The sequence below is a fragment of the Streptomyces chengmaiensis genome, assembly GCF_029846775.1.
GTDB lineage: Bacteria > Actinomycetota > Actinomycetes > Streptomycetales > Streptomycetaceae > Streptomyces > Streptomyces chengmaiensis.
Genome location: NZ_JARWBG010000003.1, coordinates 168488 through 182538, shown reverse-complemented (window position 1 = coordinate 182538; position 14051 = coordinate 168488). Strand labels below are relative to the sequence as shown.

Here is a 14051-nt window from a genome sequence, read left to right as displayed (position 1 = left end):
CACGGGCAGTTCCGGCGGACGCACGACACGCACTGTTAACTCAGTGTGAATCGATCATACTTGACCGTAACTGATCGGGAGATGTTGACTTTCGGTTCCCGGCCTTCGAGGACATGAGGACCCCTTGAGCAGCGAGCTACTGGCACCTGTCGACCTGGCGTTCTGGCATCTCGAAACCCCAGCCCACCCCATGCATCTCGGCGCGCTCGCCTTCTTCGGCCCCGGCCCCGTGCCCGGCCAGGGCGAGCGGTCCGGGCAGAGCGAGCCGATCCTCGGCCTGCTCGCCGAGCGGGTCGCCGCGATCCCGCGGCTGCGCATGCGGGTGCGCGACGTCCTGCTCCCCGTCGGCGGCGCGGCGTGGACGGCCGCGGAGGACTTCGACGTCCGCCGCCACGTCCGCCGGCTGACGCTCCCCGGCGGCGATTTCGAGCGCCGGGCCGTCGCCGCGGCCGGGGAGCTGATGGAGCGCCCCCTCGCGCGGGGGCTGCCGCCCTGGGAGATGTACCTGCTCACCGGCGCGTCGGAGCAGGACGGCGGCGCGGACGGCGGCACACTCCGCTTCGCGGTGCTCGTCAAGCTCCACCACGCCCTGGCCGACGGCATGAGGGCCGTCGCCATCGGCGCCGGGATCTTCGACGAGATCGCGGACCTCCGGGGCGCCGCGCAACCGCCCCGCGGACCCGCCCGCACCGTTCTGCCCCGGCCCTGGCTCGCCGGACCCCGGGAGGCCGCGGGGCTGGCGCGCGGCCGCATCGAGGAACTGGGCCGCGCCGTCGGCGTCGGGGCGTCCGTCGTACGGGCCAGCCGGCTCGACCCCGGGGCCCACCCGGCCCTCACCGCAGTCGCCAGCGGCCGACGCCGGCTGGGCACCGCCGTCCTCGGACTCGACGAGGTCCGGAGGGTGCGCAGAGCGGTCGGCGGCACCGCCAACGACGTTCTGCTCGCGACGGTGGCGGGAGCGCTGCGCCGCTGGATGCGGGAGCGGGGCGAGGAGCCCCCGGCGGCCGACCCCCGCGCCCTGGTGCCGGTCTCCCGGCGCCGGCCCGGCAGTCCGTCCGGCACCGGCAATCTGCTCTCCGGATATCTGCTGACCCTGCCGGTCGGCGAGGACGACCCGCGTGCGCGGCTGCGCGCCGTGCGGGAGGCGATGGACCGCAACAAGGCCGCGGGCCCGCTGCGGGGCGCGGGCGCGCTGGCCGTCCTCGCCGACCAACTGCCCCCGATCGCCCACCGGTTCGCCGCCCCGTTGGCCGGCAGCGCAGCGCGGCTGCTGTTCGACCTGCTGGTGACCAATGTCCCGCTGCCCCGCTCGGCCCTCCGCCTCGGCGGCTGCCCGCTGCGTGCGCTGTTCCCCCTGGCGCCCCTGCCCCGCGGCCAGTCTCTGGCCGTCGCCCTGACCCCCTATGCCGACCGCGCCCACGTCGGCCTCGTCGCCGACGCCCGGGCCGTCCCCGACCTCGACCGCCTCGCCCACGCACTCCACGAAGAGCTGTCCGCCCTGGCGGCGGCGGTGGACTGACCGACCCGCGAACTGCGCCGCGCGCAGGCCTGCGGCACCCTGGAGACATGCCCGAGCTGCCCGAAGTGGAGGCCCTGCGGGAGTTCCTCGACGAGCGCCTCGTGGGCGAGGACTTCGCCCGCGTGACCCCTGTGGCGATCAGCGTCCTCAAGACCTACGACCCGCCGCTGTCCGCCCTCGAAGGCGCGCGGGCCACCGCCGCGGCCCGCCACGGAAAGTGGCTGGACATCACGGCGGACAGTGCCGCCGGCGGAACGGAGCGCACGCTCCACCTCGTCGTGCATCTCGCCCGCGCCGGCTGGCTGCAGTGGAAGGACGAGCTCCCGGCCGTGCCCCCGCGGCCGGGAAGGGGCCCTCTGGCGCTGCGGGCGGCCCTCGCCTCCGGCGCGGGGTTCGACCTCACGGAGGCGGGCACCGCCAAAAGGCTCGCCGTGCACCTCGTCCGCGACCCGTCCGACGTCCCGGGCATCGCCCGCCTCGGCCCCGACCCGCTCGCCGCCGACTTCGACCGGGCGGCCTTCGCCGCCCTGCTGACGGGCGAACGCCGGCAGGTCAAAGGCGCGCTGCGCGACCAGAGCCTGATCGCCGGCATCGGCAACGCCTACAGCGACGAGATCCTGCACGCCGCGAAGCTCTCCCCCTTCAAACCCGTGCAGAACCTCACCGAGCAGGAGACGTCCACGCTGTACGCCGCCCTGCGCTCCACCCTCCGGGAGGCCGTGGAGCGCTCCCGGGGACTCGCCGCGGGCCGCCTCAAGGCCGAGAAGAAGAGCGGTCTGCGCGTCCACGGCCGCACCGGCCGGCCGTGCCCCGTCTGCGGCGACACGATCCGCGAGGTCTCCTTCAGCGACTCCTCGCTCCAGTACTGCCCCACCTGCCAGACCGGCGGCAGGCCGCTGGCAGACCGCAGACTCTCCAGGCTGCTCAAATGACCTGAGGCGGTCTCAGGGGCCTGACGGCCTGCGGCCCTCGGGCCTGTCGTCGCCGCCCAGCGACAGCACTCGCTCCCCGCCCTCGTCCCACACCTCCCACCGTGCGATCTCCCCGCTCGGCAGATCCGTGCCGCCCTCCAGCGTGACCGGCTCCTCGGCGCCGCCCCGCGGCCCGGAGCCGGACGGCTGCGACCACCCGAGCACGGGATGGTCCGCCCCGTCCTTGCCCACCGCCACCAGGCGGAACGCCTTGCGATCCGCCAGCCCCGCCAGCCCCGACAGCCGCAGCGCGACCGCCGTACCCCACTCCTGGTCCCGTGTCGTCGCCTCGGCGGTCACCCCCGACGCGGCGTCCCTGACGACGGTCGTCCGCCCGGCCGCGTCAGCCTCTCCCGCCGCTCCGCCGCGGTACGCCACCACACCCGCCGGCAGTGCGACGACCAGCGCCGCGGCCGCCGCGACCAGTGCCAGACGCCGCCGGCGGGCCCGCCGCGCGCGCCCCGCCACCTCGCGCGTCAGCCGATCCAGCATCCGCCCGCCGGGCCGGCAGCCCCACACGGGGCACGGCCCTGCCAGCTCCGCGAGCGCCGCCGTCGTCGGCGCGAAGTCCGACAGCCACACCGCGCACATCACACATCGGGCCAGATGCTCCTCAAAGCGGAACGCGTCCGCGGGCTCCAGCACGCCCAGCGCATAGGCGGCCGCGTCCCGGTGCCGCTGCTGCGCACTCATGGGCGGTCCTCGATTCCTCTCCTGTCCAGCTGTGTCGTCCTGGTATACGCAGCGCATCCCCGCCCAGTTCAACCGCTCCGTGGCCGGGGTTCCAACGGCCCGCCTACACTCCGCAGCATGCTGCGCGCACTGGCCGTCGACGACGAGAGACCTGCTCTCGAAGAGCTGCTGTACCTGCTCCGCTCCGACACCCGCATCACCAGCGCCGAAGGGGCCACGGACGCCACCGAGGCCCTGCGCCGCATCACCCGTGCCCTCCAGGCCGGGCCGGACGGCGAGGACGCCGTCGACGTCGTCTTCCTCGACATCCACATGGCCGGGCTCACCGGACTCGACGTGGCCCGGCTCCTCACCGGCTTCGCCCGCCCCCCGCTGATCGTCTTCGTCACCGCGCACGAGGGCTTCGCCGTCCAGGCGTTCGACCTGAAGGCAGTCGACTACGTCCTCAAACCGGTGCGCAGGGAACGCCTCGCCGAGGCGGTGCGGCGTGTCTCGGACCTCGCGGCGGCGCCGGGTCCGCCCGAGGCCGCCCCCCTGCGGCCTGCCGTCCACCCCGCCCCCGCTGTCAGCGGCGGGGAGCAGATCCCCGTGGAACTCGGCGGCGTCACCCGTTTCATACCGGTGGACGACATCTCCTATGTCGAGGCCCAGGGCGACTACGCCCGGCTCCACACCCGCGGCGGGGCCAGCCATCTGGTGCGCATCCCCCTGTCCACGCTGGAGGAGCGCTGGGCCTCCCGGGGATTCGTCCGCATCCACCGCAGCCACCTCGTGGCCCTGTCCCGGATCGAGGAGCTGCGCCTTGACGCCGGGACGACCACGGTCCGCGTCCAGGGCGCCGAACTCGCCGTCAGCCGCCGCCACGCGCGCCAGCTGCGGGAACTGCTGATGCGGCACGCCCGCGGCTGACCGCGGCCGGTGTCCGCACGACACCTGTCGACCGCAATCGCTCCTGCGTAGACTCCACAGCTCCCGAGAGTTCGCCGACACGCTGGAGCGGACGGACGATGTCTGCAGAGCAACAACCCCGCCGCGAGGTGGTCACCGGGGTGCCGCGCGCCGTGCGGCGTCCGGCGCCCGGCTATGCGCCGGCGCGGTCGGAGATCAGCGAGCACACCACGGTGGGGGCCACCTATGTCCGTTCCCTGATGCGCAGTCAGCTCAGGGCGGCCCTGTACGCCCTCGGCGCGCTCGCCCTGCTGGTCGGCTCGCTGCCGCTCCTCTTCGCCCTGCCCGCCGCGTTCGGCGGCCGCCCCTTCCCCGCCGAGCCGGCCGTCTGGGCGGCGCTCGGAGCCGGCGTCTACCCGGTCATCTGGCTGATCGCCCGCTGGTACGTACGCCGCGCCGAGCGCAACGAGCGCGATTTCACCACACTCGTCGAGGGCCGCTGACCGTGCCCCGCACCCGGCCGCCGGGGGGCCCGGCGTGAACCAGACCTACGCGGTGGCCGCCGTCGCCGCCGTAGTGCTCGCCACCGTGCTCGTCGGCGCCCTGGGCCTGCGCATATCCCGCACCACCTCCGACTTCTACGTCGCCTCCCGCACCGTCGGCCCCCGCCTCAACGCCGCCGCCATCAGCGGCGAGTACCTCTCCGCCGCCTCCTTCCTCGGCATCGCGGGGCTGATCCTGCTCCAGGGCCCGGACATGCTCTGGTACCCCGTCGGCTACACCGCCGGCTATCTCGTCCTCCTCGTGCTCGTCGCCGCACCGCTGCGCCGCTCGGGCGCGTACACGCTCTCCGACTTCGCCGAGGCCCGGCTTCAGTCCGCCGCGGCCCGCCGGCTCGCCGTCCTGTTCGTCGTCGGCATCGGCTGGCTCTATCTGCTGCCGCAGCTCCAGGGCGCGGGGCTCACCCTGGAGATCCTCACCGGAGCGCCCGACTGGGTCGGCTCCCTCGTCGTCGCCGTCGTGGTCACCGGGGCGGTGGCCGCCGGCGGCATGCGCAGCATCACCTTCGTCCAGGCCTTCCAGTACTGGCTGAAGCTCACCGCCCTGACCGTTCCGGCGCTCTTCCTGGTCGCCGCGTGGCTGGGCGACGACGCACCGCGCGCCCGCTTCGACGCCCCGTCGGCCTTCCGCGAGCACACCGTCGTGCGCGTCGACGACACCGTCCGCATCGAGATCGACGCACCGCTCACCCTCACCGTGTCCGGAACGGTCGACGGCACGGCCTACCAGGAGAGGCGCCTCACCCTCGACGAGGGCGCCCACACGGTCGCGTCGGGTACGGCACTGGCCTTTCCCGAAGGGGCGCGGGCTCCTGAGCGCGCCCATGCCGAGGCCGGTCCGTCCGGCTGGTCCCAGCCGCTGTCCGCGGGCAGCGACGGCCACCGGCTGTATGCCACGTACGGGCTCATCCTCGCCACGTTCCTCGGCACGATGGGCCTGCCGCATGTCGCCGTCCGCTTCTACACCAGCCCCGACGGGCGCGCCGCCCGGCGCACCACCCTCGTCGTGCTGGCCCTGATCGGCGTGTTCTATCTGCTGCCGCCCGTCTACGGGGCGCTCGGCCGGATCTACGCCCCCGAACTGGCCCTCACCGGCGATGCGGACGCCGCCGTGCTCGTCCTGCCGGACCGGCTCCTCGGCGGGCTCGCGGGAGAGCTGCTCGGCGCGCTGCTGGCGGGCGGCGCCTTCGCGGCCTTCCTGTCGACCGCGTCAGGCCTGACGATGTCGGTCGCCGGAGTCATCAGCCAGGACGTCCTGCCGTCGCGCGGGGTACACCACTTCCGTCTCGCCGCCGTGCTGGCCATGGCCGCGCCGTTCGCCCTGAGCGTGGTGTCGGAGAACGTGCCGGTCGCCGACGCGGTGGGCCTCGCCTTCGCGGTGTCGGCGTCCTCGTTCTGTCCGCTGCTGGTGCTGGGCATCTGGTGGCGCGGGCTCACCCCGCCCGGCGCGGCCGCCGGGCTCGTCGTCGGCGGCGGATCCGCGCTGGCTGCGGTGCTGGCCACCCGCGCGGGCTTCGCGCCCGCCGGCTGGCGCCACACCCTGATGGCCTGGCCCGCCGTCTGGTCGGTGCCACTGGGCTTTCTGACGATGCTGCTGGTGTCCCTGGCGACAGCGCGCCGTGTCCCCTCCGGCGCGGCCGCCTTCCTCACCCGCCTCCACCTTCCGGAGGACCTCGCGGACCGGGACCTCCCGGACGGCGAGCCCCGCGACTGGGGCCGCCCGGCGGGATCCGGCGGGGACCGCGGCGGCCAGGCCGGGACCCCGGAGGGCGACCGTACGGAAGGAGCCGGGGCATGACCGCCGCACAAGCCGTCGTCCTGTCCGCCGCAGGAGCGCTGCTCTTCGTGTCGGGTCTGGCCGTCGGCCGCCTCGTCGCACGCCGCGGCGAGCGGCCCGACCTCGACCTGGGCACGCCCGTCGAGCGGGCCACCTTCCACACCCTGCACACCGCCTCGCTCGCCGCGCCCCCGCTGCGTGCCGGACTCACCGAAGACACCGCCCGCAAGGCGGCGCGGCGGCTGCGCTCACTGCTCGGCACCGAGGCGCTGTGTCTGACCGACCGCGAGGCGGTGCTCGCCTGGGACGGTGCCGGCGCGGACCACCACAGGACACGGGTGATGGCCAAGGTCGCGGACATCCTCGACTCGGGGCGCAGCCAGAGCGTGCACACCGGTTGCGACGACGTGCGCTGTCCGCTGCGCTGGGCGGTGATCGCGCCGCTGACCGGTGAGGACGGGGTGCTGGGGGCGCTGGTCGCCTATGGCTCCCGGGAGTCCGCCGTGCTGGTGCGCGCGGCTACCGAGGTGGCGCGCTGGGTCTCCGTACAGCTGGAGCTGGCCGAACTGGACCGGTCGCGGACACGGTTGATCGAGGCGGAGATCCGCGCCCTGCGCGCCCAGATCTCACCGCACTTCATCTTCAACTCGCTCGCCGCGATCGCGTCCTTCGTGCGGACCGACCCCGAGCGGGCGCGCGAGCTGCTGCTGGAGTTCGCCGACTTCACCCGCTACTCCTTCCGCAGGCACGGCGAGTTCACCGACCTCGCCGACGAACTGCGGTCGATCGAGCAGTATCTGGCGCTCGCGGGCGCGCGCTTCGGGGACCGGCTCAAGGTGACGCTGCAGGTCGCCCCGGAGGTGCTGCCGGTGGCGCTGCCGTTTCTGTGTCTGCAGCCGCTGGTGGAGAACGCCGTCAAACACGGGCTCGAGGACTCGGGCCGGCCGTGCCGCATCACGATCGCGGCGCAGGACGCGGGGGCCGAGGCGGTGGTGGTCATCGAGGACGACGGCGTGGGCATGGACCCGGCGGTGCTGCGCGGCATTCTGGCGGGGGAGCGGCCGGGCGCCTTTGGCGTCGGGCTCTGCAATGTCGACGAGCGGCTGCGTCAGGTGTACGGGGACGAGCACGGGCTGGTCATAGAGACGGGCGTCGGCGCAGGGATGAAGATCACCATCCGGATCCCCAAGTACCAGCCGGGCGTGCACGCCGGGGCGGGTCGCCACCGCCCGTGAGTCCGGCCGCGCCGTATGACGGCGTCGGCCACGCCGGGTCGCCGGCCCATCGGGCCGCCGGTCACGTCACGACACCGGACCGTGTCAGAACAGATGGATGGCCAGATGGCTCAGCGGCAGGCCCAGCCGCCAGGCAGGCGTCCATATACGCGCGCTCTCGTCCACACCGGCCTCGAAGGGGCCGGTCATGCCGAGGGGATGCCCCAGCCCGTGGGACGGCCAGGGACGGTCGCCGTCGCCGAGGTCCGTGGCGAGCAGCTCCGTCGTCCGCAGCCACTTCCACGCGGCACTCGCCAGCGCCAGGTCGGGATCGGCGCCCCCGCCCGGCTCCCGCAGCTGCCTCGCCTCGCGGGCCGCGAGTCTGTCGTCCACCCACTCCTGCCAGGGATGGCCGTACGAGGTGAGGGCCAGCCACTCGTCGATCCGGGCGACGGCGGTGGCGCCCGCGAGCCCCTCCGTGGCATTGCACAGGTACACGGTGAGCGCCAGCGTCTGACGTCCCGCCCGGTACTCCAGGGACCCGCTCTCCACGAGCTCGCCCGTGCGGAGCATTTCATCGGCGATGTACTCGGCGCACAGCCACGCCATAGGGACGGTCAGCCGGCCTCCGCTGGTGCCGTTCGTGCTCTCGGGCCGCAACGTTCCCACCTTCTCCCCGGACGTCTTCGGACGGCTCGACGACGAGCCTCCACCGAAGGACACGGCTGGGTACCCGTCTTTACTCAACTTGAGCGTGAGGTTTCGCATACGGTCGCTCCTGCGTCGTGATCGCAGTGATCCGGGTCCACTGCCGGGGCCGCGGTGACGCACGGGACGGGGAGACGGGGAGACGGGGAGTCGGGACGGCGTCGGACCGTGCGCGCTCATCGTCCGGCGGATCCGCTGTAGCCGGGGAGACAGCGGGCGAGGGCGCGCAGACCGTAGTACGAGCGGGACTTGACGGTGCCCGGCGGGATGCCGAGTTCCTCGGCGGCCTCGTTCACGGTCAGCCCAGAGAAGTACAGCCGTTCCAGCACCGCCCGGTGCTCCGGGCTCAGGGTGTCCACGGCCGCCCGTACGTCGAGCGAGGCCACGGCTGTCTCCGTGCGGTCGCAGGGGTCGGGAGTGGTGGCGAGCACGCCGTCGCCGATCTCCGCCGGGCGGGCCAGACGGGACCGGCGGGCGTCGATCGCCAGCCGCCTGCCCACGGTGAACAGCCAGGGCCGCATCGACTCGTACGGGCGCTCGAAGGCCTCCGGATGCTGCCAGGCCCGCACCAGGGTCTCCTGCACCAGGTCCTCCGCCCGCTGCCGGTCCCCGTAGGTGAGGCCCCGCAGAAAGCTCAGCAGGGCCGGGCCGTGCTCGCGCTGGAGCCGCGCCAGCGCCCGCTCGTCGGTCAGCGCCCGCTCACCGGCCGTCGCACTGCGGTCCGCCGTCTTGGCGCCGGCGGTCGTCGCCGTCCCGGCGGTAGTCATGGTCAACACCCCTTAGACGCAGAGTTCGTGTCGTGGTTCGCCTCCACGAGGTGATGGCAGCGCATGCGGACCTGCTGCGACAGACGGCGCACAGCGGTCCTCGGCGAGCGGTCGCTCCCGTCGGCGAGCGGTGCGGTGAGCGGGCGGCCGGAAGCCGCCGGACGGGGGAGCCCGGGGCCTTGCTGCCGGGACCGGGTCCTCGGCCGTCCCGGCGACCCGCCCGGCCCGGTTCCTTGACTCCCGGGCGTCACGAGATGACTGTCAGGACATCTGCTCATCCGATTAATGTTGACTCGTGCTGATATACGGCCGCATACCATGCTCAGGAGTCCGTTCGATGGCCTGGCGACACACTCGACACACCGCGGCCGCCCTCGCCGCCCTGCTCCTCGGCGCCGCCACTGCCTGCGCCGCCCCCGGCGCCGGCGAGCCCGCGCAGCCGCAGGGCACCGGCCCCTCCGCCGCGGGCGGCGCCGCGCAGGCGAAGCAGCGCGGCTTCACCCTCGTCGCCAGCGGCGACGTCCTCCCGCATGACTCGGTCATCCGCCAGGCGGCCGCCGACGCCGACGGCGACGGCCATGACTTCCGCCCCATGCTCGCCGGAGTCATGCCCGCCGTCTCCCGGGCCGACCTGGCGATCTGCCATATGGAGACCGTGTACGGGGAGAACGGCGACTACAGCGGCCACCCCCTGTTCCGCTCCCCGCCCGAGATCGCCCAGGCCCTCGCCGCGGTCGGCTACGACTCCTGCTCCACGGCCTCCAACCACAGCCTCGACGACGGCCCCGACGGAGTGCGCCGCACGCTCGACGCCCTGGACGCGGCGGGCGTCGAACACGCCGGATCGGCCCGCACCCAGGACGAGGACCGCCGGCCCGCCTGGCTCAAGGCGGGCAGCGCCAAGGTGGCCCAACTGGCCTACACCTACGGCACCAACGACATCCCGATGCCCGAGGGGCAGCCCTGGGCGGTCGACCTGATCGACGAGGAGAAGATCGTCGCCGACGCCCGCGCCGCCCGCAGGGCAGGCGCCGACGTCGTGGTCGTCAGCCTGCACTGGGGCACCGAGTGGCAGACCGCCCCCGACGACGACCAGCTCTCCCTCGGGGAGCAGCTCACCGCCTCGGCCACCGAGGGCCGCCCCGACGTCGACCTCATCATCGGCACCCACGCCCATGTCCCGCAGGCCTACGAGAAGGTCAACGGCACCTGGATCGTCTACGGCATGGGCGACCAGATCGCCGGGCCCATGACGAACTACTCCGGCTCCTTCGACCCGCGCGGCAACCAGGGCTCCCTCGCCCGCTTCACCTTCGCCCCGCCGGCCGAGAAGGGCGGACGCTGGACCGTGACCAAGGCGGAGTACATCCCCCAGTGGATGGACATCGAACGCGGCCGCGTCGTCAACCTCCCCGACGAACTGCACCGCTACGGCGAGAACACCGACTACGAGCGTGAACAGAACGCCATCAGCGAAGCCGTCCTCAGCCGCGGCGCCGCCGACGACGGGCTCGTGATGGGACGCTGACCCGTCCGCAGCGACCCCTGCGAGGGCGCGCGCGGCATGCCGTGCGCCGAGGGAATGCTCCCATCGGGTACTTTCGCCGTAATCTGCGGCGTTTCGCTGGCGCGTCACCCGCCGACCGTGCGAGCAGTTGGTCATGAAAAAGGATCAGCCGTCCGCGGGGCGTCGCTCGCTGCTCCGCGCCGCCGCCGCCCTGGGCGCGACCGCCACGGTCGGACTGCTCGCCGTCGAGGGCGTCGGACGTTCCCCGCGCCCCTCCGCGGCGGGCACGGCGCAAGCCACCGGCGCGGCGCCTGCCGGTGCGCCCTCGGCGTCTGCCGCCGCCCCCTCGGCGTCGGCGAGCGCAGCCGCCGACGGCGCCGCCGGACCCGAGGCCGTGCCGCTCGCCGGGTCACCGGTCAACGCCACGGCCTACCGGTTGCGGCCCATGACCTCCTACGCCCCGTCGGCCGTCCGCCGCGTGCTGCCCCCGGTGCGGTCCCGTCCCTTCCTCAAACTGTCCGGCGCGGGCCGGGCCATGGTGCTCACCTTCGACGACGGGCCCGACCCCCGCTACACCCCCGGCATCCTCAAGACGCTGCGCAAGTACGACGTGCCCGCGATGTTCTTCATCTGCGGCGAGATGGCGGACGCCCACCGCGGTCTGCTGCGCGAGATGGCGGACGACGGCCATGTCGTGGGCAACCACACCTGGTCGCACCCTCTGATCCCCTCCCTCCCGCCGTCCCGCATCCGCGACGAGATGGGCCGCACCAGCGAGGTGGTCGACCGGGAACTGGGCAGTGCCCCGCTGTGGTACCGGGCGCCCTTCGGCGCCTGGAACAAGCACTCCTTCGAGATCGGCGCGGAACTCGGCATGGAGCCGCTCGCCTGGACCGTCGACACCCTCGACTGGACCGAGCCCGGCACCGGAACGATCGTGCGCAGGGTGAGGGAGGGGGCGGGGCCGGGCGTCGTGGTCCTCTCACACGACGCGGGCGGGGACCGGTCGCAGAGCGTGGCCGCGTTGCGCAGCTATCTGCCGTGGCTGCTGGACCAGGGCTACCGCATCACGGTCCCGCGACGCTGACCCCTCCCCGCCGGGGGCTCCGCCCTGTTCGAGCCCCGCCGGCGTTCGAGGCGCGGGGCCCGGCCCGCGGACCTGGGTTTCGGCAGAGGGGGCGGGGCGGGGAACAGGCCCCCGGGGGCAGGTCACCGGACCTTGACCATCCGAGCGAACACGACCACGTTCCCGTCGTACCCCCCGGCCCTCGAATAGCCGCCCCCACACGTGATCACCCGCAACTCCGCATGCCCCGTGTCCGCGTACACCCGCGGCCCGGGGAAGTCGTTCTTGGAGAACACCTCGACGCCGTACACCTCGAAGACCACGACCTTGCCGTCAAAGCGCGCCACCTCGACATGCCCGCCCTTCTTCACGGAGCCGAGACCGTAGAAGACCGCGGGGCCGGACCTGTTGTCGACATGGCCCACCACGACGGCGGTGCCGCGCTGCCCGGGGGCGATGCCGTTCTGGTACCAGCCGGCGAGGTTGGGGTCCTCCGCGGGCGGGGCGGCGACCCAGCCGTCGTCGTCCAGGCCCACGTCGACGACCGGCGCGTCCACCTTGATGGACGGAATGCTCACCCGGGCGACGGGGGCGTACTCCAGCGGCTCCAGAGGCACCGGCATGAACGTCTCACCGGCCCGGGCGGTGCTGAGCGCGGCGGCCGCCGCGGGCTGGGGCGGACCGAGGGACACGTCGACGCCGTTCTTCATCAGTGCGATCCCGGTGAGCATGACGAGAGCGAGCACACCCCAGGGCGAGCGTCTCCTCGTCTCCGGGTCGCGGTAGTCATCGCCCATCGAGCCGTTCTCCTTCCGCAGGTCACTTGGCACGCTAAGCGCGCCCGGCGGCCACGGCGACCGGGGCGGGGCGAACGGGTGGCGGTCCTGGCACGCCGGGCGGTCCCGGGGCTGCGGACGGGGCGTGGAGCGGTGAGGGCCGACCGTGGTGCCCCATCCGGGTAATCAGCCGATCAGCCCGGTGGTTCGGCTGTGACCTGCGGCTCCGTCAGCTCGGTCGGCGTGTCGGCGGCCCCTTGCGGGCGTGTCGCCTCACCGGGGTGGAGCAGCGCCGAAATGCGCGGAGTGCGCTAGCCCGTGAGTGTTCGTCATGGAAGGCGTACTCGTCGAATTCCCCCGGAGCGCCGCTTCGGTGCGTCTTCCTCTGGAGGTTCAACGATGCGTTCTCGCGCTCTCGCGGTCGCTGCGGCCGCTTGCGCGGCCGTCGGGCTCTCAGCCCCCCTGGCCGTCGCCGACAACGGCCCGACCAACATCAGGCTCAACCCCTCCTCGGTCCATCAGGGCTCCACGATGACGATCAAAGTCGACGGCTGCAGGAATGGCGGCACGGTCACGTCGAACGCGTTTCCCAGGACCCATCTGTCGGTCGACCGCGACGGCCGCTCGACCGCGGTGGCGCGCATCTACAACGACGCGACGCCGGGCCGCTACAACCTGGCCGTCAGGTGCAACGACAGCTCGAGGGTCGCCACCGAGAGGTTCACCGTGCTCGCCGGCCGCGGCACCTCGGGCGGTCTGGGCGGCTCGTTCGGTCCGAGCTCCACGGAGATGGCCCTCGGCAGCGGGCTGGTGGCCACGGCAGCCCTCGGAGGCGCCGTGTTCATCGCGCGCCGTCGCCGTATGGACAGCGGAAAGGCCTGACCGGCCGAACCTCCCGGTCAGCGGCTCACTACGCCCGTCGTCCCGAGTCCAGGCCTGGACTCGGGACGACGGGCGTCACGGGCGGAGCGTGACGGAAGTCAGTGCTGACGGTCGCCCGAACGGCGGCGGATGACATAGACGGCCGCGGTCGCCGCGGCGGCGACGAGCACGGCGCCCGCGGCCACTTCACCGGCGTCGACCCCGCCGGCGCTGCCGCCCAGACCGCCGCGGACGCCGCGCGTGGGCGCCAGCGAGGTGGAGCTGGCCGTCGGGCGGGCGCCCGCGATGGTCAGATTCACCGACGCGGTCTCGGAACCGCAGGCGAAGCTCACGGAATAGACCGCTCCGGGCCGGGCGTCGCGGTCGACGGCAGCCGTCGCGGCGCCGCCGGACGGGATCGTGACGGTGTCGAAGACTCCCGAAGCCGCCGTGGCGGTGGTGGGACAGCCCCCGGCGGTCAGCGTCACCCGGCCGCCCGCGGCGACCGTGGACGGCGTGACCTTGAAGTCGTACGGCGTGGTGTTCACTTCGGGGACCGCCGCCGCGGGCGGGGCGGTCAGCCCGAGCGCTGCGGCGCCCAGCAGGGCCGCAGACGCGATGCGTGTCGCGTGCATGGTCAATCCTCCGGTTTCCCCGAGGAGGGCTGCGGACCCGAAGGCCCGCAGAGGCGATCCGAATGTCCGCAGGGCGGACACCGCACCTCGATCCGAAACCCTAGAAGCG

The 14051-nt window shown here is 73.6% G+C and carries 14 protein-coding genes; 9 read left to right on the top strand and 5 right to left on the bottom strand.

The features are described from left to right. The first annotated feature begins 124 nt into the window (after nucleotides 1-124). The gene (locus QCN29_RS04205; protein ID WP_279926305.1) at nucleotides 125-1519 is read left to right on the top strand and encodes a wax ester/triacylglycerol synthase family O-acyltransferase; all 1395 of its coding nucleotides are present in this window, start codon (nucleotides 125-127) and stop codon (nucleotides 1517-1519) included. Between the two features lie 47 nt (nucleotides 1520-1566). Then, nucleotides 1567-2451: a DNA-formamidopyrimidine glycosylase family protein gene (locus tag QCN29_RS04200; protein ID WP_279926304.1), complete on the top strand. Its 885-nt coding sequence runs from the start codon at nucleotides 1567-1569 to the stop codon at nucleotides 2449-2451. Between the two features lie 12 nt (nucleotides 2452-2463). Here the strand turns inward: QCN29_RS04200 and QCN29_RS04195 are convergent, their stop codons facing one another. After that, nucleotides 2464-3183, bottom strand: coding sequence for a hypothetical protein (locus QCN29_RS04195; protein WP_279926303.1), 720 nt, complete (start codon nucleotides 3181-3183; stop codon nucleotides 2464-2466). 117 nt (nucleotides 3184-3300) lie between these two features. Here QCN29_RS04195 and QCN29_RS04190 point away from each other — a divergent pair, with 117 nt between their 5' ends. The 4 genes from QCN29_RS04190 (at nucleotide 3301) to QCN29_RS04175 (ending at nucleotide 7643) form a co-directional block, all read left to right on the top strand. Then, nucleotides 3301-4092, top strand: coding sequence for a LytR/AlgR family response regulator transcription factor (locus QCN29_RS04190; protein ID WP_279926302.1), 792 nt, complete (start codon nucleotides 3301-3303; stop codon nucleotides 4090-4092). A gap of 98 nt (nucleotides 4093-4190) precedes the next feature. Next, on the top strand, nucleotides 4191-4574 hold the full coding sequence (locus QCN29_RS04185; RefSeq protein ID WP_279926301.1) for a hypothetical protein: 384 nt from the start codon (nucleotides 4191-4193) through the stop codon (nucleotides 4572-4574). Nucleotides 4575-4608: 34 nt separating this feature from the next. Further along, nucleotides 4609-6429 carry a sodium/solute symporter gene (locus tag QCN29_RS04180; protein WP_279926300.1) on the top strand — a complete coding sequence of 607 codons (1821 nt, stop codon included), beginning with the start codon at nucleotides 4609-4611 and terminating at the stop codon, nucleotides 6427-6429. Beyond that, complete coding sequence (locus QCN29_RS04175; protein ID WP_279926299.1) at nucleotides 6426-7643, top strand: sensor histidine kinase; 1218 nt, start codon at nucleotides 6426-6428, stop codon at nucleotides 7641-7643. The genes QCN29_RS04180 and QCN29_RS04175 overlap by 4 nt, the downstream gene beginning before the upstream one ends. 84 nt (nucleotides 7644-7727) lie before the next feature. Here the strand turns inward: QCN29_RS04175 and QCN29_RS04170 are convergent, their stop codons facing one another. After that, nucleotides 7728-8282, bottom strand: coding sequence for a hypothetical protein (locus QCN29_RS04170; RefSeq protein WP_240135701.1), 555 nt, complete (start codon nucleotides 8280-8282; stop codon nucleotides 7728-7730). Between the two features lie 224 nt (nucleotides 8283-8506). Next, a complete protein-coding gene (locus tag QCN29_RS04165; protein ID WP_279926298.1) occupies nucleotides 8507-9097 on the bottom strand; it encodes a sigma-70 family RNA polymerase sigma factor in 591 nt (196 codons plus the stop codon). A gap of 337 nt (nucleotides 9098-9434) precedes the next feature. Here QCN29_RS04165 and QCN29_RS04160 point away from each other — a divergent pair, with 337 nt between their 5' ends. Both QCN29_RS04160 and QCN29_RS04155 read left to right on the top strand, forming a co-directional pair. Continuing rightward, complete coding sequence (locus QCN29_RS04160) at nucleotides 9435-10625, top strand: CapA family protein (RefSeq protein WP_279926297.1); 1191 nt, start codon at nucleotides 9435-9437, stop codon at nucleotides 10623-10625. Nucleotides 10626-10758: 133 nt separating this feature from the next. Beyond that, nucleotides 10759-11691 carry a polysaccharide deacetylase family protein gene (locus tag QCN29_RS04155; protein ID WP_279926296.1) on the top strand — a complete coding sequence of 311 codons (933 nt, stop codon included), beginning with the start codon at nucleotides 10759-10761 and terminating at the stop codon, nucleotides 11689-11691. Between the two features lie 122 nt (nucleotides 11692-11813). Here the strand turns inward: QCN29_RS04155 and QCN29_RS04150 are convergent, their stop codons facing one another. Then, nucleotides 11814-12467: a class F sortase gene (locus tag QCN29_RS04150; protein WP_279926295.1), complete on the bottom strand. Its 654-nt coding sequence runs from the start codon at nucleotides 12465-12467 to the stop codon at nucleotides 11814-11816. Between the two features lie 378 nt (nucleotides 12468-12845). On the opposite strand from QCN29_RS04150, the gene QCN29_RS04145 reads away from it, so the two are divergent. Next, complete coding sequence (locus QCN29_RS04145) at nucleotides 12846-13328, top strand: hypothetical protein (RefSeq protein ID WP_279926294.1); 483 nt, start codon at nucleotides 12846-12848, stop codon at nucleotides 13326-13328. 98 nt (nucleotides 13329-13426) lie between these two features. Here QCN29_RS04145 and QCN29_RS04140 read toward each other — a convergent pair whose 3' ends face one another. Next, a complete protein-coding gene (locus QCN29_RS04140; RefSeq protein ID WP_279926293.1) occupies nucleotides 13427-13942 on the bottom strand; it encodes a hypothetical protein in 516 nt (171 codons plus the stop codon). Nucleotides 13943-14051: the final 109 nt, after the last annotated feature.

What these genes read in the sequence shown, in the direction of transcription:
- QCN29_RS04200 (WP_279926304.1), top strand. Translation starts at nt 1,567, where the DNA reads ATGCCCGAGCTGCCCGAAGTGGAGGCCCTGCGGGAGTTCCTCGACGAG.
- QCN29_RS04195 (WP_279926303.1), bottom strand. Translation starts at nt 3,183, where the DNA reads ATGAGTGCGCAGCAGCGGCACCGGGACGCGGCCGCCTATGCGCTGGGC.
- QCN29_RS04190 (WP_279926302.1), top strand. Translation starts at nt 3,301, where the DNA reads ATGCTGCGCGCACTGGCCGTCGACGACGAGAGACCTGCTCTCGAAGAG.
- QCN29_RS04185 (WP_279926301.1), top strand. Translation starts at nt 4,191, where the DNA reads ATGTCTGCAGAGCAACAACCCCGCCGCGAGGTGGTCACCGGGGTGCCG.
- QCN29_RS04175 (WP_279926299.1), top strand. Translation starts at nt 6,426, where the DNA reads ATGACCGCCGCACAAGCCGTCGTCCTGTCCGCCGCAGGAGCGCTGCTC.
- QCN29_RS04165 (WP_279926298.1), bottom strand. Translation starts at nt 9,097, where the DNA reads ATGACTACCGCCGGGACGGCGACGACCGCCGGCGCCAAGACGGCGGAC.
- QCN29_RS04160 (WP_279926297.1), top strand. Translation starts at nt 9,435, where the DNA reads ATGGCCTGGCGACACACTCGACACACCGCGGCCGCCCTCGCCGCCCTG.
- QCN29_RS04155 (WP_279926296.1), top strand. Translation starts at nt 10,759, where the DNA reads ATGAAAAAGGATCAGCCGTCCGCGGGGCGTCGCTCGCTGCTCCGCGCC.
- QCN29_RS04150 (WP_279926295.1), bottom strand. Translation starts at nt 12,467, where the DNA reads ATGGGCGATGACTACCGCGACCCGGAGACGAGGAGACGCTCGCCCTGG.
- QCN29_RS04145 (WP_279926294.1), top strand. Translation starts at nt 12,846, where the DNA reads ATGCGTTCTCGCGCTCTCGCGGTCGCTGCGGCCGCTTGCGCGGCCGTC.
- QCN29_RS04140 (WP_279926293.1), bottom strand. Translation starts at nt 13,942, where the DNA reads ATGCACGCGACACGCATCGCGTCTGCGGCCCTGCTGGGCGCCGCAGCG.